We start from the raw sequence: 23647 nt of genomic DNA, 5'->3' as shown, positions 1-23647 counted from the left end.
GAAGCTGTCAGCGATGTGGTTATCGGTTGCGTGCGATCCGTCTAGCTACTTCTTCCTACGAATCAAATCCCAAGTGGGGCTGTTTACCGTCATGTCCATATCGCGGGCGAAGACCGCGAACCCGTCGAAGCCGTGGTAGGGCCCCGAGTAATCCCAGGAGTGCATCTGCCTGAAGGGAACCCCCATCTTGTGATAGTTGTACTTCTCCTTGATGCCGGCGCCGATCATATCGGGCCGCAGGCGATACGTAAACTCCTCGAGTTCATACGAGGTGGCGTCATCCATGATGACCGCGCCCTCCGGCATGACCGGGTAGGTCCGCTTGTAGTCGTCACTGTGGCCGAACTCGTAGCCGGTCCCGACTATCTCCATGCCGAGGTCCTCGTAGGCGCCGACCGTGTGGCGCGGGCGAAGGCCGCCGACATAGAGCATGACCGTCTTGCCCTCGACTTTCGGCTTGTACTCGGCGATAACCGCGTCCATCACCGGCGTGTATTTCTCGATGACCTTCTCGGCGTTCGCCTGGATCGTCTCATCGAACAGGGCCGCTATCTTGCGGATACTCTCGTAGGTCTTGGTCGGGCCGAAGAAGTTGAACTCCAGCCACGGTACCCCGTATTCTTCCTCCATGTGCCTGCAGATATAGTTCATCGAACGATAGCAGTGGATAAGGTTATACTTCGCCCTCGAGGCGATTTTCATCTCGTTGACGCTCGCGTCGCCGGTCCACTGGGTAATGACCCGCAGGCCCATCTCTTCGAGAATCTTTCGAGAGGACCATCCGTCGCCGCCGATGTTGTAGTCGCCGATAAGATTGACATCGTAGGCCGTTTCTTCTTCGAGGACGCCGCCCTTACCTAATATGTGGTCGCGGATAGTGTCGTTTGCGATGTGATGCCCGAGCGACTGGCTCACCCCGCGAAAACCCTCGCACCGTACCGGCACGACCGGTATTTCGAGGTCTTTCTCCACCTGCTTAGCAACCGCTTCGATGTCGTCGCCGATGAGGCCGACCGGGCACTCGGAGAGAACGCCGATGCCGTTTGCGAGCGGAAACAATCCCTTTAACTCGCGCATGGCGGCATCCAGACCCTTATCCCCGCCGTAGACGATGTCTTTCTCTTGAAAATCCGTGGTCACATGCATCGTGCCGAACGTATCGATTCCCGTCTGTCCGTTATAATAGTTTCTCCTAGCCCACCAGCTATACTGTCCACACCCGACCGGGCCGTGGGAAATGGTGATCTGGTCCTTCACGGGACCCCAGACCACACCTTTCGCTCCCGCGAAGGCTCAGCCGCGTACGGTCATGACCCCAGGCCGCGACTTTACGTTCGCCTTGACCCGGCAGCTGGAGCACGAACCCGACGGGTCGTTGGGTTTTACGTGCTCCTCCCTGAACTTGCGCGCCTTTTCGGGATACGCGCTTAATACCTCGTCTATCATCTTCTTGGCCCGCTCTATCTTCGGGCTCAACCGCTCTTCTGTCGCGCTCATATCAGCAAGACCTCCTCTCTAAATTAAAAACGCCCCTTATTCCGTCACCTACTCTCATACGACCGCGGCCTCCTCCTCGGTTTCCATGATGCCGAATTCCATCAACAAGGATTCGAGTTCGTCCATGGTAAGCGGTGTCGGGATGGTCATGTTCGTGTTCTCGGCCATCTTCCCGGCCAAAGTCCGGTATTCATTCGCCTGCGCATGCTCGGGTGAGTATTCGATGACGGTCATCCGGCGAAGCTCGGCCCTCTGGACTTCGTTGTCCCTCGGCACGAAGTGAATCATCTGGGTGTTGAGCCTGCGTGCCAGCTCGGAGATGAGTTCGTACTCCTTGTCGGTCTTGCGGCTGTTGCAGATGAGGCCGCCGAGACGGACGCCGCCGCTCTGCGCGTACTTGAGAACACCGCGCGAGATATTGTTCGCCGCGTACATCGCCATCATCTCGCCGGAGGTGACGATATATATCTCCTTCGCCTTGCCCTCGCGAATCGGCATCGCAAACCCGCCGCAGACGACGTCGCCGAGGACGTCGTAGAATACGAAATCCTGGTCGTCGGCGTAAGCGCCGTTCTCCTCCAGAAAGTTGATGGCGGTGATGACGCCGCGACCGGCACAGCCGACGCCCGGCTCGGGGCCGCCCGACTCGGCGCACTTGATTCCCTTGTAACCTTCGAGCAACACCTCATCGATTTCGAGGTCTTCGACCGTGCCGCGCTCGCGGGCGAGGTCCATGACGGTCGTCTGCGCTTTGGCGTGGAGAATCAGCCGGGTCGCGTCGGCTTTCGGGTCGCAGCCGATTATCATACACTTGTAGCCCGCCTCCGCCAGGCCGACGACGGTGTTCTGTGTTGTCGTCGACTTCCCTATCCCACCCTTTCCGTAAATCGCTATCTGCCTCATAGACAAAAACCTCCTCGTAGTGTGGAGTCCGGAGTCCGGGGGCCAAGGGCCGGTGACACCAGGCTCTTAATGTTCTGTATGGTCTTTAATCTTAGGCTCAACGACGATAGGAAGCATTGGACGGAGGGATAAAGTATCTTACCGGCGAGTTGTACGGAGGGACGTTGTTACGGCTGTTACGGATACCTTAGATGCATTTAATCTTAATCTTTAAATAGCCCGCCCTCACCTTTTTCCAGCCTGATTATGTCATAGAGACGACTTTCCTTCTGGAGCCGGAATAAAGCTCAGGCAAGCTCAGCTTGTGGTAAATAGCCACTTTATCGAGGAGTTCTTCAAGCGGGCCGTCTCCGTGCCGGTGCGCCCCTTTTTCCTTCTGATCGATATCTTGTAGAACAGCCTCGCCTCTGAATACTGTTTTTGCTCTATCCCCCGGAATATTACGTGATAGATCAACCCGGGGATATCTAGCCTTGGTAGCCTTGGCATAAGACAAGTCTACCCTTGGGATAAATAAGTGTCAACCATATGTGCTTATGTGTACCTGCATATTTTAGCTAACGTAACCACCGTAACAACGTCCCCCCTTATTTGACGCGTCTGTCGTGCTCGGGTATAGTGTTGTTTTGTAATGGCTAAACCGGCTTATCGATTGGGTCAGTGTCAACAAATACTATGACGATTGCGACGTGCAAAACACAAATAACACGAACCCGTTCACAAGATAACGGCACTGAATATTCGACTAGCGACGACCCTCCTCATGAACGCCTGACCGTTCAAGGGTTGTCGCGATGAGCTTGGTACCCTGGCTGATCGTTATCATTCTCGTCGCTGTAAACGCTCTCTACGTCGCCGCGGAGTTTGCCGCAGTCAGTGTGCGCCGGAGCCGCATCCGCAAATTAGCCGACGAGGGAAACTCTTTGGCCCGGCGCCTCTTGCCCTCGCTGGAAGACGCGCGCAAACTCGACCGCTATGTCGCGACATGTCAAATCGGCATCACCTTTTCCAGCCTGGTGCTCGGCGCGTACGGCCAGGCTACCCTCGCCGCTGAGCTTACGCCGTTGTTCGAGCGTTGGGGCGACATGCAAACGATTGCCGCACAATCGACATCGGCGATAACGGTCTTAGTAGGACTCACCGTATTCCAGGTGATTCTCGGTGAACTCGTCCCCAAATCGCTGGCGCTGCAATACCCTACACAAACAGCGCTCTACACCATTGAACCTATGCGCTGGTCGCAAATCGTCCTATCCTGGTTCATCGCAATCCTTAACGGCAGCGGCATTGCGATTCTCAAACTGCTCCGCGTGCCGCTTGGCAGTCATCGACATATTCACTCGCCGGAAGAGATCGACATGCTCATCGTGGAGAGTCGGGATGGCGGCTTGTTGGCGCCGGATGAACAACGCCGTCTCCATGAGGCGATTCAGCTGAGCACGCGCCCCGCCCGCCAACTGATGGTCCCGCGCCGGTATGTGGCGACCATCGATATCGAGACGCCCGTTGCGGAAGTGCTCGACCAGGTCGCAAGCGGCCCGTATACGCGTCTGCCGGTCTATCGCGAATCGGTAGATAATATCGTCGGCATGCTTCACACAAAGGACCTGGTCTTACACTATCTGACGCACGGCACGGTAACCTCCATCGAACAGGTCGTGCGTCCGGTGCTATACGTCCCTGAGAATGTTACCGCATACCAGTTGCTCACCCTGTTGCGTGACGGGCGCAGCCACCAAGCAATGGTAATCGATGAGTATGGCGGAGTCGAAGGCCTTGTGACGTTAGAGGATGTCCTCACCGAGGTGTTCGGTGAGGTCGGTGATGAATTCAAAGGGGAGCAACCCCAACCTGAGCGTCTGGCGGATGGACGCGTGCGCTTGCCTGGCCTAATGCACCTCGATGATGTCGAACCCTGGGTCGGTATCCAATGGGAGGGAGAGGCCGATACGGTCGGCGGCCATATCACGGAGTTACTGGGGCGGGTCCCGGCCGCGGGCGAGCGTGTTACGATTGACGGTGTGGCGGTCGAAGTGGAACGCATGGCGCACCACGCGGTGGCGTCGTTGATCGCGACACCGATTATTGCCGTTGAAGAGGAGGATTTCCGTGGATAGCCTGCTCCCCATTTTGATCATCCTCATCCTTATCCTGCTCAACGGAGTGTTTGTGGCGGCGGAATTCGCCATAGTGGGCGTACCGCGGGCAAGAATCGAGCGTCTGGCGACCCAAGGGCACAGAGTGGCCCGTCTCGTGCGGCAGATTATCAATGATCCGCGTCGTCAGGACCGCTTTATCGCCACCGCACAACTCGGTATTACGGTCGCCAGCCTCGGACTCGGTATGTATGGGGAGCACGTTCTCGCGCAATGGTTGGCGAACGCGCTGGAATCGCTCGGGGTATCGCGTTGGATTGCGGCCCACGCGCTCGCCAGTGTCCTGTCCATTACTATCCTCACCTACTTTCATATCGTCTTAGGTGAGATGGTGCCGAAATCACTCGCGCTCCTCTCGGCCGAGCGCACAGCGTTGTGGATTACGCCGCCCATCCGCTGGATTCAATTCCTGCTCTACCCGCTCGTCGTCGGCTTGAACGCCGTCGGCAACGGCATCTTGCGGCTGATGGGTATTCGGCGGGAGTTCTCCGCCGGTCACTACCATACCCCCGAAGAACTGGAATACCTGGTGCGCGAAAGCGAGGCGGGAGGTTTACTCCGGGCCGAAGCCGGTAAAGTCCTCCGTGAACTCTTCGAGTTCGGCGAGTTGACAGCCGGCGAGATTATGGTTCCGCGCGTCCGTGTGAAAGGGCTTGCCCTTGACGCCTCGACCGAGCGGATCGCCGCTATCATCCGCGATTCCCGTCACACGCGGTATCCGGTCTATCGGGACGACCTCGACCATATCGTCGGCGTAATCCATATCAAGGACATCCTGGGTTTAGCGCTCGCCGGCAAGACGCTCAAAGAAAACGGCCTCCGTCAGGCACCCTATGTGCCGGAGACGGCCGAACTGGACACGGTACTAAAGACCATGCGCCGGGAGCACGTACAGATGGCAATCGTAATGGATGAGCATGGCGGAACCGCCGGCATCATCACCCTCGAGGACCTCTTCGAGGAAGTGGTGGGCGATATCGAAGAGGGCGTCACGCACCCACCTGCCATCAGCCGCGATACGCAAGGACGACTGCGCGTCACCGGCACGGTCCGTCTCGACGAGGCGGGTGAAGCGCTTGGCGTGACGTTAGAGCACGAAGAGGTCGATACGGTCAGCGGCCTCGTACTGATGCTTCTCGATCGTCCCCCGACGGTGGGCGACGTAGTCGCCTACGACCATGTGCGCTTCGAAGTCGTCGCGGTGGAAGGCCATGGAGTCGGCGCGTGTCTAATCACACCCGAGACGCCGCCGGCGGACGCGGGCTAGTCTATGCGAGCGGAAAGACCTCGCGGGTCTGATATATCATCACGCGGGGGAAGTCCCCGAAAGAGTCGTTACTGCGCGGAAACGATTCTATCGTAGAGATGTTGAATCGAGTACGAAAACGCAACAATCGCGGGTATGCCGATAGTTGCAAGAATAATCGCCACCATAACTTCGTTGTCTATCCGCATTTTTCCCAGAGTGTCGTGCATCCACGACCATACGGGACGGTGGAACAAAAACATGCAAAATGAAGAATACGAGACTATTTCGACTATTCTCTTGAGTTCAGTCTTGTCTGGAATGAAAAGACAGCCTTTATAGGTGACCCCTATGAAAAGAACCATGAGCGCGTTGACGGTCAGGAACGAGCTTAGCGACGAAAACGGGGCGAGCGCAAACGTATAGTCATCGCGAATCACTATGAACGCCGTAAAACTCAACACCGCGACAACCAACTGAGGCCAACTTACCGTTTTTAATATATCGTGGTTCCCGCTGTATAGGCCCAACAGGAATACCCCGTAATAAAGGACTATTCTTAAATCCATCACACCGAACATCTCGTGAACAGCGACTACGATAAGGGGAAATAACGCCAGTGCGAGCACCTTAGTAAGGTCGCCGATTTTATCTGCCTTGATAAATACGTATATCGCATAATAGATTACGATTAAGCCGATAAACCATAACGTAGGAGTAGGCTTGACGAATTGCGACGCAAAAATAAGTTGGAGCCCCAGGATATGCGTGGTTATCCTTATGGGCTCTTTGACATCATAAAAGTAATAAAATAGGACGAGCGCGAGATAATACAATGGAAATATCTTAACGGCCTTCCGCAATATATACTCTTTAACCGCGTCCGTATCGGCAAAACCCCTTCCCTTGAGGTTGGACAAATACCCCGAAATAAAGATGAAAAGACCGAGCCCGAAATACTTGCTAAATTCCCTGAAGACAGAGAGGTCGATACCGATGCCGATTGTGTTTAAATCATAGAAATTAAGGCTGTATCCGGGTAGGTGGTATATAAGTATTATAAGTATGGCGATAGACCGCATCGAATCGAAATGTAGGACTCTGTGCTCTACTGCTTCCTCCGGCATTGACTTGCTCTGCGACACTCTATACCTCTATAGTCCTGAGAAAAGACCCGGCCTTAAAAATCGGCGACATTCTCAAGAATGGAAAGTCACTAAGTCACCATTCTAACCAAAATGACGGTTTAAGAAAAGCCGTCGCATTTTGACCGCCACGCGCAGGATTTCGCGGCTGTCGGGGTCGAACGGGTCGTGGCCGGACAACTCGGCAATCCTCTGCAGCCGGTAACGTATCGTGTGGCGATGGGTAAAGAGCTGCGCGGCTGTCTCGTTGATGTTTTCGCGCGCGTCGAAGAAGGCCTCGAGCGTGCCGAGGAGACCGCCCTCGCGCTTACGGTCATACTCCTCGACCGGCCCGAGCGTATCGAGATAAAACTTGCGCGCCTCCTCCGGGTGCGAGCTGCTGAGGTGAAGAAGTAGTTTATAGAGGCCGAGTTCGCTGAAATTGCCGATGCCGTCGGCCCGCGCCGTTGCCGAGGCGATAAGCGCGGCGGTGACGGCCTCGGCGTGCGCGACATGGATTTCGGCGGCGTTATCGTGATAGGCGCTCGCTCCGATTTTAAATGTCACCATCGGCAGAGAGTCCCGCAACGCCTGCGCCGCTTTACCGACCGTCGCGCCGACCAACTTCGCGCGAGCGCGGGCCTCCTGCCCGCTCACCGGTATCAGCAAGAGATGGACCCTCTTGCTGTCGAGCGCGACGAGCGAACCCGGGAAATCGACGTCGACGATTCGTTTTACGATACTGACGGCGCGCTCGCTTATCCGCTCGATGCTGCGCTGAGTCCCTTCGTCGGCCGAATCGTGCGCAGCGTGGACCAAGTCGACCACACAGACGATAAAGCCATGCGTTAGGTCTATCCGCAAAAACGAAGCCCTGCTCACCGCCTGCTCATGCGTGAGATTACCGCTCGTCAGCATCGAGAAGAGGTTACCCATCAAGCGCATCTCGGCGTCGAGCGAAGCCCTCATCCTCGAGAGTTCGATGTTGGCGGCCTCGACCGCCTTGTCGATGGCGAGCAAGCGCATCTCGACGGCGGCCGGCGCCCCGTCGTCTTCGTCTATGATGACGACGAGATAGCCGCAGCGGTCGTGCCCGTCGTCGAGTTCGAATACGAGTTTGCGAACACCCCCCGCTTTGCGCCCGGCTATCTCATAATAAAGAAACGAGCCGGCCGAGATGTTCTGCTCGATATGGAAGCGACCCGAGTCTTTGCCGAGCTGCAAAAATACCGGCGTATTTGTGTGTCCCGCGGGCAATTCCCCAGAGACCGGACTCTCTGCGAAAACACCGCCAAACAGGTCTTCGATAACGACGGCATGCCCGGTCAAGCCGGCGAGCGTCTTCGCGACCGAGAGCAACCCGCCGTCGCCCGCGTTTATCCGCCCAAACTGCCGACGTATCGTCTCGAGCCAGGTCAGCTTCGCAAGTTCCTCCTGGCCCAATAGGCGTGAGACATCTTTGATAACGTTAGTCCAGCGAACCTCCGACGACAATGAGATGATGGGGAACTTCCGCTCGTTGGCCAGCTCGATTATCTCCGGCGGCAACGCATCGACGAACCTGCCGAGCTTGACGACGAGCGCCCCGGCAGGACCCTCGATGATGCTCTCGACGATATCGAATTTATCGATACCGGCCTCCCGCGCCGAAAAAAGCGTGGTCAACACCATCTCGCCGCCGGTCAACCAGTTGGCGATATCGGGCACCTCCCCCACCGTAACCGAATCGACGGCGGGCGCATCGGGGTCGAAGCGGGTCAGAAGCTCCGCGTTTTGAAAGGATGCGGCTTTTAGAACTTGTTCGATGGTAAGCATCGGCGCGCCTCGCATAGTCGAAAAGATGAAAGGCGTCAGGCCTTCCGCACTTATTACGCTTAGTCTATAGACCCGATGTTTCTCCTATATTACCCGCGTGTGAAATATGCGTTAATTTTATTTGCATAAAAACACCTACCTGTCTTAATATATAAGCTATGATAATTTAGACGGCAAACGGTTGCCGTATGCCGACGGCTTACTGAAAGTTCGCTTATATGCACGAAATCGAAAGAAAATCGGTGACGATTCTAGATATCTTATCAAAGGAAAAAGAACCGCTTGGGGCAGGCATTATTTCTAAGCGGCTCAAGTCGTTCGGTATCGACCTTAGCGAGCGAGCAGTCCGGTATCATCTCCAATTGATGGATGAACGGGGACTGACCGAAGTCCGTGGGAAAGAGGGGCGACTCCTGACGGCGAGAGGTAAAGAAGAGCTGTCCAACGCCCTCGTCGCCGACAAACTCGGCTTGGTAATCACCAAAATCGACACCCTCTCTTTCATGGCGGATTTAAATCTTGCGGAGAAGACCGGTCGAGTAATCTTAAATGTGACGTTGATGCCGCAAGAGGTCTTAGACGAAGCGCTCGCCATCATGAAGGACACCTTCGCCGCGAAGCTCGGCATCAGCGACCTCGTCGCCATCGCGACCGAAGGCGAGTTTATAGGCTCTATCGAGGTCCCGCCCGGCACGGTAGCTTTCGGCACGATTTGCAGCATAACGCTTAACAGCATATTTCTTCAGGCGGGTATTCCCGTCGATTCAAAGTTCGGCGGCATCCTCCAGTTCGACAAGGGGGAGCCGTTACGTTTTACCGAGTTGATAACCTATGCGGGTACGACCATCGACCCGCTGGAGATATTTATCGCCAGCAAGATGACCTCGGTCCGGGAGGTCGCCCTCACGGGCAGCGGCAAGATACTGGCGAGTTTCCGCGAAATACCGGCGGTCGCCGCCGACAAATCGAGGGCACTCCTCGGGATGCTGGAGGAGTCCGGCTTCTATGGTATTTTGCGCTTCGGACGTCCCGGACAAGCCATACTCGAGACCGGGGTCAACCCCGGCCGGATGGGCTTGGTCGTCATGGGCGGTCTTAATCCCCTGGCCGCCCTAGAAGAGTCGGGGATTAAAACCGACAGCAAGGCTATGAGCACGCTTATCGACTTCGATAAGCTGGTCAATTTTTGGAATCTCTAATTTGGAAGGAGGTGTCGACTAAATTTTCGAGCGCACTGTCGCTCACAAGTCTCATGAGCATTTTTAAGAGAATTAAAAACGAATAACGGTAAGTCCAACTCTATTGCAAGAGGAGAGTAAGATGAATTTACAACGTCCAAACGCCAACGACGCGACGGGCACCACTAACCGCTCGCGCAGCGTCGTTCCCGGCTCGGGCCTTTGCACGCGCTGCGAAGACGGCTGCCGGGGCAACTGCGAGGTATTTAAAGCCTCGTTCCGCGGAAGAGAAGTAATCTATCCGGGCCCCTATGGTACAGTCACCGCCGGAGCCGACAAGGATTATCCAATCGACTACTCCCACCTCAATATCATGGGATATGCCTTCGGGGCGAAAGGCTTGCCCGCGGGTGTGGCAGGCGACCCGGACAACAGCCTCTTCCCCATGGTCGGCACCGAGACCGAGTTTGGTGTCGACAATAAGGTCAAGATGCGCGTGCCGGTCTTTACCGGAGCGCTCGGCTCGACCGATATCGCCCGCCGCAATTGGGAACATTTCGCGGCCGGAGCCGCAATCGCGGGTATCAGCCTCGTATGCGGTGAGAACGTCTGCGGTATCGACCCGCAAGCCGAATTCAAGAACGGCAAAGTAACCGAGTCTCCCGAGATGCGCCGCCGCGTCGAAACCTACAAGAAATGGCATGAGGGCTACGGCGACATGATAGTCCAGCTCAACGTAGAGGATACGCGTTTCGGCGTGGCCGAGTACGTTCTGGACAAGCTCGGCGTCGAGACTATCGAGCTTAAGTGGGGCCAGGGCGCCAAGTGTATCGGCGGCGAGATTAAAATCGACTCGCTGGAGCGCGCGCTCGACCTGCAGGGGCGCGGCTACCTCATAACGCCGGACCCGTCGGTCGAAGCGAACCAAGCCGCTTTTAAAGACGGCGCCCTCAAGCAATTCGAGAGGCATTCCCGTCTCGGCTTTATCGATGAGGAAGACTTTATAAAAGAGGTCGAAAGGATAAGGGGCCTCGGCGCAAAACGCGTTACACTCAAGACCGGCGCGTATCCGATGCGCGAGCTTGCTATGGCGCTGAAGTGGGCGTCTGCCGCGAAACTCGACCTCGTTACCATCGACGGCGCGCCGGGCGGCACCGGCATGAGCCCGTGGCGCATGATGGAAGAGTGGGGCGTGCCTACCTTCTATCTCCAGTGCATGACCTACGAGCTGGCCGAGAGACTTCGCCAAAACGGTGCTTTCGTGCCCGACCTCGCCATGGCCGGCGGCTTCTCGACCGAAGACCACATCTTTAAAGTCATCTCCATGGGCGCGCCGTACTTCAAGGCGGTCTGCATGGGCAGGGCGCTGATGATTCCGGGTATGGTCGGCAAAAACATCGGCCTCTGGTTACAGGAGGGCGCGGCGAGCCTACCGAAAGCAGTCGCGAAGTTCGGTAGCACCCGTGAAGAGATCTTCGTCAACTACGAAGAGCTTATCGCAAAATACGGGCGCGCCGCCGTCGACAACATGCCGGCGGGCGCTATCGCCATCTATACCTTTGCGGACAAGCTCAAAGTCGGCCTCCAACAACTCATGGCCGGCAGCAGGAACTACACGGTTCCGAGCATAACCAGGGACGACCTTATGGCTTTGACCGAAGATGCGGCTCAAATCTCCGGTATCCCGTTTGTAATGGACGCCTACCGCGAAGAAGCGATGAGAATCATCGACGGAAAATAGTCGATTATTGTTGCTTGTAAACGTAAGACAAGCCCGCTCTTTTATTGGGAGCGGGCTTTTTGTTATTGCGGTAGTTGTCGGTCTAGAATGTCGGCATTACCCTCACCTCGCCCTGTCTTTAAGCTTCAAGGGTCGGCGGCACGCGGCGTTTATGCTCGCTCGCGCTTTTCATCTTTTCTATACGCTCTTTTACTTCATTTATAGCGTCTCCAGTTAATATATAGCGGTCTAGTTGCTCATAGGTGATACCCATCTCCGCCTCGTCGGTCTGACCGCCCCATAAACCTGCCGATGGGGGCTTATCGATTACTTCCCTCGGTACTCCCAGGTGTTCCGCAAGCGCTCTCACCCGCTCTTTAACCAGATGGGCGATTGGCAATATATCGACACCGCCATCGCCGTGCTTCGTATAGTAACCAACCGTTATCTCGCTCCTATTCCCGGTGCCCACCACAAAATAATTGAGGCGATTTGCCTGAAAATACAGTGATATCATGCGTAGACGAGGTTTGAGATTGCTGACGGCAAGGTCGCGCCCGCCTTGCGACGCGGCATCCGGGTCGAGAAGGTCCAGGAGCGAGTCGTAGACGCCATCCAGCTTTATCAGTTTTACCGGTGTGCCGAAAGCCTCGGCTACGAGCATCGCGTGCTCGACGTCGGTCGGCTCGCTGTGACATGGCAGGATGACGCCGAGAACAGCGGGGCCAAACGCTTTTCTACAGATAGCCGCGACTACCGCGGAGTCGATGCCCCCGCTTAAACCGAAGACCGCGCCCTCGACGCCCGCCGCAACGGCCTGTTCTTTTAACCACCCGACAATCCGTTCTTCTTCGAGCCGTGGATTGAAATCACTCAACCTAATACACCACCATAGTCGACTTGTGGAAAAAATAAATTTGGGTAAAGGGAGTTTGCAAGAGGAGAGGGTGTTAATCCCTGGTTCCACATCCCTTTACCCAAAATGTTTATCTTAGAGTATCGACAGATACCTGTTCAATTCATACTCGGTAACCTGCATCTTGTAGGCATCCCACTCCGCCCTCTTGTTCCTCAAGAAGTACTCGTAGACATGGTCGCCGAGTGCGCCGCGCAGGAATTCACTGCTCTCCGCGAGTTTGATCGCTTCGTGCAAGTCCGCCGGGAGCGAGCCGATACCGGCATCCGAGCGCTCGGTTTCGGTCATCTCGTAGATGTTATTATTGGCCTCGGGCGCGAGTTTGTAGCCTTTTTCGATGCCCTCCAGGCCGGCTGCGAGCATAACCGCGAAGGCAAGATACGGGTTGCAGGCCGGGTCCGGGCTTCTCAGCTCGATGCGGGTAGCGGCTTCTTTGCCCGGTTTGTACATCGGGACGCGTACCAGGGCGCTTCTGTTCCGGCGGCTCCAGCAGACATAGACCGGCGCCTCATAACCCGGAACAAGGCGCTTGTAGCTGTTTACCCATTGGTTCAATACTATGGTCATCTCGGGCGCGTGCTTCAAGATACCCGCGATATAGCCCTTGGCGACATCCGAAAGATGATATTCATCGTTCGCGTCGAAGAACGCGTTCGAGTCTCCCTTAAAGAGCGACTGGTGGACGTGCATGCCGCTCCCGTTCTGTCCGAAAATGGGTTTCGGCATAAAGGTCGCATAGACGCCGTGCTCATGTGCGATTTCTTTTACCGCCAGGCGATACGCCATGACATTGTCCGACATCGAGAGCGCATCGGCGTAGCGCAAATCTATCTCATGCTGGCTCGGGGCCACCTCGTGATGCGAGTACTCGACGGTAATACCCATGCTCTCCAGCGCGAATATCGTGTCCCTGCGGTAAGGAGTAGCCAGGTCGAGCGGGGTTAAATCGAAGTAGCCGCCCCTATCCAATACTTCGGTCCCGTTCGAGTCCTTGAAATAGAAGAACTCGAGTTCCGGGCCGACATACATGGTATAGCCCATGTCGGCGGCCCTTTTAAGCTGGGTCTTGAGCACGTTTCTCGGGTCGCCCTCGAAAGGCGTGCCGTCGGGTTTCTCGATATCGCACATGACTTTAGCGACATTTACCTCTTTCGACCACGGCAAGAGCGTAAAGGTGCTCGGGTCCGGCTTGGCTATCATGTCCGACTCTTCGATGCGCGTAAAGCCCTCGATTGACGAGCCGTCAAAGCCCATGCCCTCCTCGAACGCCAGCTCCAGCTCGGCCGGGGTCACCGAGAAGCTCTTCAAAAAGCCCAACACATCGGTAAACCAGAACCGGATGAACCTGACATTTTTGTCCTTTACTTGCTTCAGGACATACTCTTGATCTTTCTTCACAAAACAACACCCTCTCACAATATATGCGAATTTACCTTTTAATTTTAGCTTTCACATGTTACAGCCATGTTACATCTTAGTTAACACGCCGTTAAAATCACGCGGCTCGGAGGTGTCCGGGGATGTTTGAGGTTGCCTGCGCGATACAGAGTTCCGCCGTAAGAACGGAGTCTTCCCGAATGGTTATTCGGACGGCGTTCCACCTATCGCTTGAACCGGTAGCCGACGTTGCGAACCGTCTCGACTAGGGACTCGTACCGGCCAAGCTTCGACCTCAATCGCCTGATATGCACGTCGACCGTTCTCGCTCCCCCATAGTAGTCGTAGCCCCAGACATCGTTTAAGAGCTGGTTTCTCGAGTAGACTCGCCCTTTGTGCGTCATCAAACATTTAAGAAGCTCGTATTCTTTGAAGGTAAGATCGATGGTTCTTCCATCGAGCCAGACCTCGTAGGTTTCGAAGTTGATCGCGATACCGTTCTCTTGGAGAACGTTATCGTCGATTTCGACATCGGCTTCGACCGCGCCATGCCTCGACTGCGCCAGCCGCAACCTAAGCGCTAACTCGTCCAGGTCATAATCGATCACGATTATGTCGTCGGCTTCGAGAAGGATTTTGAGCGAACTGTCGAGGTGGTTGCGCGCGCTCGCCGTGACGAGCGCGATGATGACGGAGCGCGGGTCTTTGGGTAAGCGTTCCAGGTTTTCTTCATCGACAATGCATACGTCGGCGACTTCGGTCGTCGGTGTACCGATCGAGTAGCCCAAGGCCGTAAGGTCGACCTGAAGCCTCTCTTTAACTGCCATGTTCTTCGTGGTAATCGATACGGTCGTCATAGTCTACACCCGGCCATTTTAACTGTCATTGTATCAAATAATAAACCGCAAATATAATATCGGCAGGCACGCTCTAGTCAAAAGCATAGGCTGGGCGAACGCAAGGAATAAACTTGATAAAATGAGAACGCGTTAGGTCAACACTAAGGTAGCCGCTGCACGACTCAGGTGACGCGCCTACCGGCGCAAACCTCCAGCCAATCCTAATATGCGTACAAATTCCCGTAAGGCCGGTGCGAGACCGCTTTTATCTTGACGAAATCACCCTTGAGTATCTCTTCGGCGTCCATCCCGAAATCCGCCGCGAACTCGGTTATGTGCCCGTGGAGTACCGCGCGGTCTTCGTCGTCCAGCTCCAACTGCTTGACCTCTTTGCCGAGCTGGTAGTCGTCGAGCCGGCCGCGAACATAGATTACCCCGCCGTGCATGCCGGTGCCGAAATAGTCGCCGGCTATCTCATCCTGGCCGTTGCCGCCGGTATCGAGACCGAGCAGAATCAGCGTCCCGCCCGCCATATACTCGCCGAAGAAATCGCGCGCCTTGCCGCCAATGACCATCACCGGAACCTTGTCCTCGTACTCCTTCATATGGATACCGACGCGGTATCCGACGTCGCCTTTTACAAAGACCTTACCCCCGCGCATCCCGTATCCCAACACGTCTCCGGCGTCGCCGTGGACTATTATTTTGCCGTCGTTCATCGTGTTCGCGATGTGGTCTTGACCGTTCGCGTGGACGACCAGGCTCGGACCGTTCATAAACACGCCGAGGTCGTTGCCGGGCACGCCTTCTATGGTGATGCTGATAGCGGTGTCGATAGCGTCGGCGATATAGCGCTGACCGTTTACGTTCAATAATGTCAAATCGGTCTCTCCATCAGCTACGGCGGCTCTCACCTGCTCGTTAAGCTCGCGGTAGTGCAATCCTTTTGCGTCTATTATCATAGAGCCACACCCAGCCTTTCTTTCCTTAATTCGACGGGGAAGTCGATGTACCCGAAATCGTCCGCAAGCAAGCGCTCGCGCATCTCGCTTATGTCTACCCGCTCGCGGATAAGACCCGTTACCAGGCCGGCGCGGTCGATATTGCCGACCAGTACCGCCCCGACAATTTCATTATCCCGCAAGACGATTTTACGGTATGTGTAACCCTCGCTCTTCTTCAACACTTCGAGGTCGTCCGAGTCCGCATTCGACATGCCCGCCGTGACGACCGGTACGCCGAAAAGCTCTATCGAGTTGACGGCTAAGCCGCCGGTGAACTCGCGGTCCTCGCCGGCCATATTGAAACCGGCTATCTTACCCTGGATGTACGCGTTCGGCCAGATGGGCATAACGCGGTTGTCGCCGCTCAAATAATCCAATCCCTCGGTTACGTCACCGGCCGCGTAGACATCGGGGAGGTTGGTCCTCATGTGATCGTCGGTGATGATGCCCCTGTTGACGTTGACGCCGCTCTCTTTGGCGAACGCCGCATTGGGTACAACACCAATCGCCACGATGACCGCGTCGCAGTCGAGAGCCTCGCCGCTCTTCATCTTGACGCCGTTTACCAGGCCGGCGTTATCGCCGAGAATCTCATCGACGGTGTCTCCCGTGATGATGTCGACGCCCGCGTTTTCGAGCGCGTCCTGGACGACCTTGCCGGCCTCGACATCGAGTACCGTCGCCATAACGCGATCGGCAAGCTCAACTACGGTGACTTTGACGCCGCGATGATGGAGGCTCTCCGCCGCTTTGAGGCCGATAAGCCCCGCGCCGATGACGACGACGTGCTTCAACTCGGGCAACATCTCTTCAATTCTTTTCGCGTCGTCCATCTTAATAAAGGTCATGACCCGACCGAGTTCGAGGCCCTTCATCGGCGGTACGAACGGGGTGCCGCCGGTGGCGATAAGGAGCTTGTTGTAGCCAATCTCCTCGCCCGCCTCGGTCTTGACCGTCTTTTTCTTGGAATCGATAGATACGACGCGCGTGCCGAGCTTCGCCTCGACACTGTGGCGCTCGTAAAAGTCGGGCGCCCGGTAGCCCATCATCTCTTCCTTGACCTGGCCCGCGAGCAACTCGGAGATGAGCGGGCGCGAGTAGACCGCGTACGGCTCGTCCGAGATGACCGTTATGGGCATTTCCTTGTCTATCCTGCGGATTGCCTCGATGGCGCCGACGGCGGCCACCGAGTTACCGATGATTACGTAACTCACCTCTATCTACCTCTCCTCGTACACTAAGGCCCTGTTCGGACACATCTCGACGCAGGCCGGGGTTTCTCTATCGGGACAGAGGTCGCATTTGGCGACCTTTCTTCTTTCGAGGTCGCGACGCGGGGCTCCGTGGGGGCAGACCAGCACGCACGTCCAGCAACCGACACATTTCTCTTCATCGTGGACGACTTTGCCGCTCTCGTCCTTCGTGATGGCGCCGGTTATGCATGCTTCGACACAGACCGGCTCGTCGCAGTGGCGGCACTGTACCGCGAATGATACCGGCCGCAGCTCCTCGACGAGCACGCGCGAGAGCGCCCGCGGAAATTCTTTTTTATGCGCTTTTATTATGTTCTTCGAACGGGAATGCTCGGTCAGGCAGTGGACTTCGCACAGCCTGCAGCCGATACACGCCTCTTCTTTCGTATAGACTCGTTTCATTTTCACACCATCCATCCGGTACCGTTTATATATTCTTAAAGGCCGCTTTCGTGCCTTCGGTTCCTCATTGCGGCTCTCTCGCCGAGCCAATCGCCCTTCGTCGGCATAGCCATCAAGGCTACGCCATCGGCGAGCCCGCGGCCTGCAGGCCGAGTATGTCCATCTCCTCGGTGGAGAGGCCTATCGAGCGCAAGTGCAGCCGGTTGCCGCGCAGCGACTCTATCGCGTTTAAGCCCATGCCGCCGAGCATCTCGGCTATCTCATGCGACCAGCCGCGCACCAGGTTAAAGAGGCGCTCAGCCGCGACATCCGGGTTGAGGCGCTTCTCGAGGTACGGGTCTTGCGTCGCGATACCCCAGTTACACTTGCCGGTGTAACACATCTGGCAGACATGGCAACCCATAGCCACCAGCGCCGCCGTGCCGAGATAGACCGCGTCCGCGCCGAGCGCGATGGCCTTGACGACATCGGCGCTGTTTCTAAAACCGCCCGCCGCGATGACCGAAACGCGGTTGCGGATTGCCTCATCGCGCAGTCGCGTGTCGACCGCCGCGATGGCGAGTTCAATCGGGATACCGACGTTGTCGCGGATCATCGTCGGCGTCGCGCCGGTCCCGCCGCGAAAACCGTCGATTGCGATGATGTCGGCGCCCGCGCGGGCGATGCCGCTCGCGATTGCGGCCACGTTGTGGACCGCCGATATCTTGACCGATATCGGCTTAGTGTATTCAGTCGCCTCTTTGAGGCTGTAAATTAGCTGGCTTAAATCCTCGATCGAGTAGATGTCGTGGTGGGGGGCGGGTGAAATCGCATCCGAGCCGACCGGTATCATCCTGGTGCGACTGACGACCGGGCCGACCTTCTCACCGGGAAGGTGTCCGCCGATACCGGGCTTCGCGCCCTGGCCGATTTTAATCTCGATAGCCGCCGCGGCGTCGAGGTACTCGCTGTGGACGCCGAAACGTCCCGACGCTACCTGCACTATCGTGTTCGGGCCATACTCGTAAAGGCCTTGCGGAAGGCCGCCCTCGCCGGTGTTCCAAAAGGTGCCGAGCGCTTTCGACGCGCGGGCCAGACCCTCGCAGACGCTATAGCTGACCGCGCCGAACGACATCGCCGAAAAGAGAATCGGCGTCTTTAGCATAAGCTGGGGGGCGAGCGCGGTCTTGAGAACCGGCTCGCCGTCGACCATCTCTATATCTATTTTATCCGGCTTGCTGCCGAGGTACGTCCTAAGCTCCATCGGCTCGCGGAGCGGGTCGATCGACGGGTTGGTGACCTGGCTCGCGTTGAGCAACATATGATCCCAGTAAATCGGGTACGGCTTGGGATTGCCCATACCGGTCAAGAGCACGCCGCCGGTCTCCGCCTGTTTCCAGATATACTTCTGGGTCTCGGCGGTCCAGTTGGCGTTGTCTTTTACAAATGGTTTGTTATCCTTTATCGTCAGGGCGTTGGTCGGACAGAGCGAAACGCACCGCTGACATGCGACGCACTTTTCGTCCTCGCTGTAGACTTCGCCGTCTTCGTCCACCTTGTGCGCCTCGAACGCGCACTGGCGTACGCATACCTGACAGTCTATGCATCTATCTTTGTCCCGTTCAATTTTGAGTTCGGGTAGCTGGTAGGTCTTCATCTATGCCACCGTCTCCTCTAATTCACGTACCGCGTCCGTATCGCTAACCGGGATTTTCAACTCGCCGATGACCGGCTCGCCGGCTTTAGGGTTCCAGACTTTATCGAGGACCGACGCGACCTCGCGTATCGCCGACTCTTCGCTTGCGATGTAGAGCATATCGTCTTTGCGCGCCGCGACGAGCGGGCGCAATTTGACTCGGTCGCTCAAGCCCACCATGCCGTTGGCGTGGCCGAGGATTATAGCGAAGGGTCCGTTTAGGAGACCGCCGCCATAGACTATCCTAAGCGCCTCGTACACATCGGCGACCTTCTTCCCCTGTGCTTTCATGCGGTCGATATCGGTCCAGAACGAGGCGGCCAACGCCTTGCAGGCCAGCTCTATCGGGAGGTTGTGTCGCCTCAGCAAGAGGTCGAACGAGTACGCGACGACCTCGGTGTCGGTGAGCATCGTGCATTTGTAGCCGAACATCTCGAGGTATCGCTTGTTGATGCCGTACGACGAAATCTCGCCGTTGTGGACTATCGCCCAGTCGAGGATGGTAAACGGGTGCGCCCCGCCCCACCAGCCGGGGGTGTTCGTCGGAAACCGGCCGTGTCCTATCCAGGTGTAGCCCGCATACTCGTCGAGGCGGTAGAATTTGCCCACGTCCTCCGGGAAGCCGACCGCTTTAAACGCGCCCATATTCTTCCCCGAGGAGAAGATAAAAGCGCCCTCGACCGTCGAGTTGACGAGCATGACCGCGTCGATGACATAATCTTCCTCGCAGACGCCGCACTCGTTAAAGTCGGCGCTCGGCTTGACGAAATACCTCCAGAGAAGCGGCGCTTTGCCGACCCCCGGCACCTTCCTGGTCGGGATGACCTCTTCGGCGTCGACCTCGAACCACTCGTCGATGAGGAGATCGGTCATCTCTTTGGCTTTGATGTCGTCGTACATAATGTGTAGAGCGTAATGCTCTTTCTTATCGGGGTAGATGCCGTATCCGGCGAATCCGCCGCCAAGCCCGTTTGAGCGGTCGTGCAATACCTCCATCGAGCGGATAATGCCCTCGCCGCTCATCAGCCGTCCGTCTTCACTCATCATCCCCGCCAAACCGCATCCGGATATGTTCCTGCGGTGTATTCGACCTTTCAAAACGCACCTCCTGTATAAATCCCGTATAAATCAACGTTCTCTATAAGCTGTTTTGGTAAGCTTTCTCTTAAATTGTTTTGGTCGTGCCGCGGAAAAGCTCTTAGTGCAACAAAAAAAGCCAACAAACCTTGTGGTTTGTCGGCACCATTGCCAAAATATTTAATTGTTAATCCATTATATTAAATTTGTGTTACGTTGTCAAACGCTGCAACCCCACGCGACCGCATAGGTTGGCGACTGCGGCGGTCTTTCAGGCGAGTTCTTTAGTTTGATAGTTGACTATCAGACTTAAGTAGTGTTTTTTGTGAAATTAAGCGGCGTTAGAGACATCAGGATATCTTTTCAAGGCGTTCTGCTACCCAAACTTTGATGATGGATTGTCGGGGCACGCCCAGACGTCTTGCCTCTTTGTCCAACAGTTGAATCATCCACAATGGAAAATCGACATTTACTCTTTTCTGTGCTTGTTCGGGTCGCCTTGCTTTTGATATATCAAGGTATTTAGTAATATCCTCTTTGCCTTCATCAAATTTCTTGTCAAACTCACGAGCTTTCATATAGATCAACCTCCTCTTTTTTGGATCGTCGTACTGAAATAATTCTTGTCGTTTCAGTCCGATAAGTAATAACTCCCGACCAGTGCTTTTCTGATATTTTTCCTATTACCAAAAATCTTGGTTCATCACGGGTCTTTGCTGGAATCTCAATAAGGTCTGGGTCATCCCATAATTCTTGCGCCTCGTAAAAATCAATACCGTGTTTCTGCTTGTTACTATCACTTTTCTTGGGGTCTAACTCAAACTCCATAATATAATTATTATACCTTAGATATACCCATAGTCAATAAAAGGGTTGGTTGAGCTACGCAAGGTGAAAACGTCACTCCAACCCCATCTTGCCATAGAGCCTTTTACTAGGGTTTATAGTGCGGAGAAAGGTGACGCGCTTGATGAACTGTCCAACAGTATTGTAGACCTTGTTGAGGACGGAAAACTTGACAAAGCAGAGGAAGTCAGTCGTCAGCTTTTGGACCGGTACCCGGACCAGGTCGATGGACTCTTCAGCCTGGGAATGGTCTATGAAGCAAGAGGACAGAATGAGAAAGCCGCCGAGTATTACCGAAAAGCAGTGGACTTCATGCGGTCAATGCCTGAATTTGAAGAGGAAGCAATCGATTGGGTTCTAGAAAAGGCGTTCCGGATGGAGTCTGCATCGTTTTCCAAAACATAGGCAAGATGCGGTGCCTGACACCTGACCTTTTAGTTTGATTTTTAAAGCGCTATCCTACCTGACGCTTTTTGCCTTCCGCATTATCATACTCTTCCAGTGCCTCAATACGCATTAGTATCTCATCAAGCTTTGCGATCAGTGCATCAGCGGGAAGGTTCTTTGCGAGAAGTGAACCTAGCAGCTGATTAAGACTAGTCCCATCTCAAGCGTCGCCTCAATCCATGCTTCTTTAGCGCCCACAATCATCTCATAGGTCTCAGCCCACGTATCGGCCTCGGTCATACAACCGGGAAACTCGGCAATCATCGCAAAATAACCGCCATCCTCATAGGGCTTTATAATGATTGTGTGAGGCATCTTGCTATAGTCCTCAACGCTTATTTGCTTCTCCATTTTACCCTCCTTGCTGTAAGCCTAGTATCTCGAATAAAATGACACTATATATAGTGTCTGCTGGATATAATGTATTTCTCATAAAACCCTCTGCATAAATACCACGAGGTGGGTGCTACCACCTCGTAAGTCCCAGCCTCTCCCACATCCAGGAAATATCGAAATAGGCTCTGCCGCTCTTTTTGTTACGCTCTTCCGCGTTCTCGATATCTTTCAGAATTTCAGCGACTCGTCTTCTGCCGGCTTCTGTTTTAACAGCTTCAAGTGGCGTCTTGCCGTCGAGCATCGGGATTTTATCGACCAGCCAGTTTTCGTAATGCTGCCGCATAAATTGGTTGCAGACCTGCTGCTGTATCTCAAGCGGTATCTCGGCTTCAGCGTCCCTGGGCGATGTTTCATGTTGTTCCATGGCCTTATGAATATCCTGGAACTCATCCGCCCTATGGGTGACATAGTCAGCGGCGTGCTTGAGAATTAGGTCTTTTCCCTTTTCTAGCCGCTCCTTGGAGTTTGTTTCAAGGATTAGTTTTTTCCCTTCTGTTTTAACCTGGCCGAAGACGACCGGGCCGCGCATTCTTTCGCTCTCGCCGAGCCAGGTGTAGAAGTCTCCTTCCTGCCTGAAATCCTCCACTTCGCTTAGAGCGGCAGCAAGCTTATCCTTGTCTTTAATTTCAAATAGTGCTTTTGATAAGATGACCGGCTCGCCGCTTGTCGTTGCAATCAGCATATCCTCTGGATACAAAATGGGCTCGTACCAGTAGTAGTTAAACATGTCGCCTTCTTCTTTCAGGTAAGCCCGCATGGTCGCATACGGGTGCTCGCTTTTGAAAACCTCGAGATCGTCTCGGAAAGCTTTTATCAAGCCCTCTTTGCGATTGCGCGCGTAAGAGAAGATGCCGCCCGTCAAAATATACTCGCCGTCGAGTTCAAGAATTCTCGCCGCCATGATGTCCCACCGGCTTAAATACCTCGTTGCGCTTCGCTCGCGCACTTTGAATTCACCACCGAGAAGCAGGTCTTTAAGCAGAAGCCCTTCTTCGGGATAGACCTCTTCAACCTCATACAAGCTCAAGTAAGTATCCTTCATTTTGTTTAGGACTTTTAGCTCGTCGTCCGCCAATTTCTTGCCGTTCTCTTCCATGTAGAGTTCAAGCAACGTTTTGCCGGTTTCTTCATCGAAGTAATCGGCCTTCGCGTCATATATGACCCAGTCCCAGAAATTGACGTGAGCCGAATCGAGAAGCCCGCCTTCTAAATGCTCATCGGGGTCGAACTCGTCCCAATAAACTCCAGCCGCCTCATCAATAGCATACAGGTGGTGCTTGCGGAAGTATTTTAATATCTCATCGATCTGACGCCTCTCAATCGATGCCTCGGGTTTTATTTCGGCATACGCTTTTAAAGCGCAGCATTTTTTAAATTTCTTGCCGCTGCCACACGGGCAGGGCTCGTTTCTACCTGTGTTCGCCACACTTTTGCCCCTTTGCTTTAAACTTATTACTCATAGCTTCGAGAAAGAGGAATATCCGATGAACATCCCCTAGGTTCGTCCCCTAGGTTTCAGCCTTTATGGGCAGACTACGCCATACGGGTATGGCGCTTGATGTCGGATATGTCTGAGGTATGTTGAGCGATATCTTTGGTGTTTTGGTCGCATTGATTCTCGACGCGTTTAATCCAGCTAACGGTCGAAGCGCTCTGACCTGGCGTCGAGGCGGTGCAGGATTGTGAGTATCGCATCCTGACCTCGCATTATATCCTGGCGCAGCTCGGCGATTTCTTTTCGAACCAGAGCAAATTGATGGTCATGTTCGAGCAATT

Annotated in this window: 22 protein-coding genes; 5 read left to right on the top strand and 17 right to left on the bottom strand. The window is 55.0% G+C overall.

Translation table 11 applies throughout. The annotated features are described in order from the left end of the window. Positions 1-45: 45 nt before the first annotated feature. The 3 genes from nifD to KGZ93_04095 form a co-directional block, all read right to left on the bottom strand. On the bottom strand, positions 46-1497 hold the full coding sequence (gene nifD, locus KGZ93_04105; GenBank protein ID MBS3908790.1) for a nitrogenase molybdenum-iron protein alpha chain: 1452 nt from the start codon (positions 1495-1497) through the stop codon (positions 46-48). A gap of 54 nt (positions 1498-1551) precedes the next feature. Beyond that, positions 1552-2400: a nitrogenase iron protein gene (nifH, locus tag KGZ93_04100; protein MBS3908789.1), complete on the bottom strand. Its 849-nt coding sequence runs from the start codon at positions 2398-2400 to the stop codon at positions 1552-1554. A 244-nt stretch (positions 2401-2644) separates the two neighbouring features. Next, entirely contained in the window at positions 2645-2896 is a 252-nt protein-coding gene (locus KGZ93_04095; GenBank protein ID MBS3908788.1) for a hypothetical protein, read from the bottom strand. Between the two features lie 298 nt (positions 2897-3194). On the opposite strand from KGZ93_04095, the gene KGZ93_04090 reads away from it, so the two are divergent. Together KGZ93_04090 and KGZ93_04085 are read left to right on the top strand one after the other, a co-directional pair. Next, positions 3195-4517, top strand: a complete 1323-nt coding sequence (locus KGZ93_04090) for an HlyC/CorC family transporter (GenBank protein MBS3908787.1) — start codon at positions 3195-3197, stop codon at positions 4515-4517. Further along, positions 4510-5823 (top strand): HlyC/CorC family transporter, encoded by a 1314-nt coding sequence (locus KGZ93_04085; protein ID MBS3908786.1) that lies wholly within the window; start codon positions 4510-4512, stop codon positions 5821-5823. The genes KGZ93_04090 and KGZ93_04085 overlap by 8 nt, the downstream gene beginning before the upstream one ends. A 68-nt stretch (positions 5824-5891) precedes the next feature. Here the strand turns inward: KGZ93_04085 and KGZ93_04080 are convergent, their stop codons facing one another. Both KGZ93_04080 and KGZ93_04075 read right to left on the bottom strand, forming a co-directional pair. Further along, positions 5892-6947: an acyltransferase gene (locus tag KGZ93_04080; GenBank protein ID MBS3908785.1), complete on the bottom strand. Its 1056-nt coding sequence runs from the start codon at positions 6945-6947 to the stop codon at positions 5892-5894. 84 nt (positions 6948-7031) lie between these two features. Then, positions 7032-8741, bottom strand: a complete 1710-nt coding sequence (locus KGZ93_04075) for a PucR family transcriptional regulator ligand-binding domain-containing protein (GenBank protein MBS3908784.1) — start codon at positions 8739-8741, stop codon at positions 7032-7034. Between the two features lie 218 nt (positions 8742-8959). Between KGZ93_04075 and KGZ93_04070 the strand changes: the two genes are divergently transcribed. Next, positions 8960-9940 (top strand): DUF128 domain-containing protein, encoded by a 981-nt coding sequence (locus KGZ93_04070; GenBank protein MBS3908783.1) that lies wholly within the window; start codon positions 8960-8962, stop codon positions 9938-9940. Positions 9941-10061: 121 nt separating this feature from the next. Beyond that, positions 10062-11660 (top strand): FMN-binding glutamate synthase family protein, encoded by a 1599-nt coding sequence (locus KGZ93_04065; protein ID MBS3908782.1) that lies wholly within the window; start codon positions 10062-10064, stop codon positions 11658-11660. A gap of 118 nt (positions 11661-11778) precedes the next feature. Here the strand turns inward: KGZ93_04065 and nadE are convergent, their stop codons facing one another. From nadE to KGZ93_04015, 10 genes are all read right to left on the bottom strand, one after another. Then, positions 11779-12516 (bottom strand): NAD(+) synthase, encoded by a 738-nt coding sequence (nadE, locus tag KGZ93_04060; GenBank protein ID MBS3908781.1) that lies wholly within the window; start codon positions 12514-12516, stop codon positions 11779-11781. Between the two features lie 114 nt (positions 12517-12630). Continuing rightward, positions 12631-13971 (bottom strand): glutamine synthetase, encoded by a 1341-nt coding sequence (locus KGZ93_04055; protein MBS3908780.1) that lies wholly within the window; start codon positions 13969-13971, stop codon positions 12631-12633. Between the two features lie 185 nt (positions 13972-14156). Then, positions 14157-14789, bottom strand: a complete 633-nt coding sequence (locus KGZ93_04050; GenBank protein ID MBS3908779.1) for a response regulator transcription factor — start codon at positions 14787-14789, stop codon at positions 14157-14159. A gap of 203 nt (positions 14790-14992) precedes the next feature. Further along, positions 14993-15733, bottom strand: coding sequence for a hypothetical protein (locus tag KGZ93_04045; protein MBS3908778.1), 741 nt, complete (start codon positions 15731-15733; stop codon positions 14993-14995). After that, positions 15730-16989, bottom strand: coding sequence for an NAD(P)/FAD-dependent oxidoreductase (locus KGZ93_04040; GenBank protein ID MBS3908777.1), 1260 nt, complete (start codon positions 16987-16989; stop codon positions 15730-15732). The genes KGZ93_04045 and KGZ93_04040 overlap by 4 nt, the downstream gene beginning before the upstream one ends. Positions 16990-16995: 6 nt before the next feature. Continuing rightward, on the bottom strand, positions 16996-17430 hold the full coding sequence (locus tag KGZ93_04035; GenBank protein MBS3908776.1) for a 4Fe-4S dicluster domain-containing protein: 435 nt from the start codon (positions 17428-17430) through the stop codon (positions 16996-16998). Positions 17431-17548: 118 nt separating this feature from the next. Continuing rightward, the gene (locus tag KGZ93_04030; protein MBS3908775.1) at positions 17549-19066 is read right to left on the bottom strand and encodes an IMP dehydrogenase; all 1518 of its coding nucleotides are present in this window, start codon (positions 19064-19066) and stop codon (positions 17549-17551) included. Continuing rightward, a complete protein-coding gene (locus KGZ93_04025; GenBank protein MBS3908774.1) occupies positions 19067-20152 on the bottom strand; it encodes a glutamine amidotransferase family protein in 1086 nt (361 codons plus the stop codon). It lies immediately after the preceding gene. Between the two features lie 380 nt (positions 20153-20532). Further along, entirely contained in the window at positions 20533-20760 is a 228-nt protein-coding gene (locus tag KGZ93_04020; protein MBS3908773.1) for a CopG family transcriptional regulator, read from the bottom strand. After that, positions 20747-21013, bottom strand: a complete 267-nt coding sequence (locus tag KGZ93_04015; GenBank protein MBS3908772.1) for a BrnT family toxin — start codon at positions 21011-21013, stop codon at positions 20747-20749. The genes KGZ93_04020 and KGZ93_04015 overlap by 14 nt, the downstream gene beginning before the upstream one ends. A 60-nt stretch (positions 21014-21073) precedes the next feature. Here KGZ93_04015 and KGZ93_04010 point away from each other — a divergent pair, with 60 nt between their 5' ends. Continuing rightward, complete coding sequence (locus KGZ93_04010) at positions 21074-21433, top strand: tetratricopeptide repeat protein (protein ID MBS3908771.1); 360 nt, start codon at positions 21074-21076, stop codon at positions 21431-21433. Between the two features lie 174 nt (positions 21434-21607). Here the strand turns inward: KGZ93_04010 and KGZ93_04005 are convergent, their stop codons facing one another. Together KGZ93_04005 and KGZ93_04000 are read right to left on the bottom strand one after the other, a co-directional pair. Beyond that, complete coding sequence (locus tag KGZ93_04005) at positions 21608-21826, bottom strand: type II toxin-antitoxin system HicB family antitoxin (protein MBS3908770.1); 219 nt, start codon at positions 21824-21826, stop codon at positions 21608-21610. 115 nt (positions 21827-21941) lie between these two features. Further along, the gene (locus KGZ93_04000; GenBank protein MBS3908769.1) at positions 21942-23297 is read right to left on the bottom strand and encodes an SEC-C domain-containing protein; all 1356 of its coding nucleotides are present in this window, start codon (positions 23295-23297) and stop codon (positions 21942-21944) included. Between the last annotated feature and the right edge of the window lie 350 nt (positions 23298-23647).

This window comes from Actinomycetota bacterium, assembly GCA_018333515.1.
GTDB lineage: Bacteria > Actinomycetota > Aquicultoria > Aquicultorales > Aquicultoraceae > Aquicultor.
This window is presented reverse-complemented; position numbering and strand designations above follow the sequence as displayed.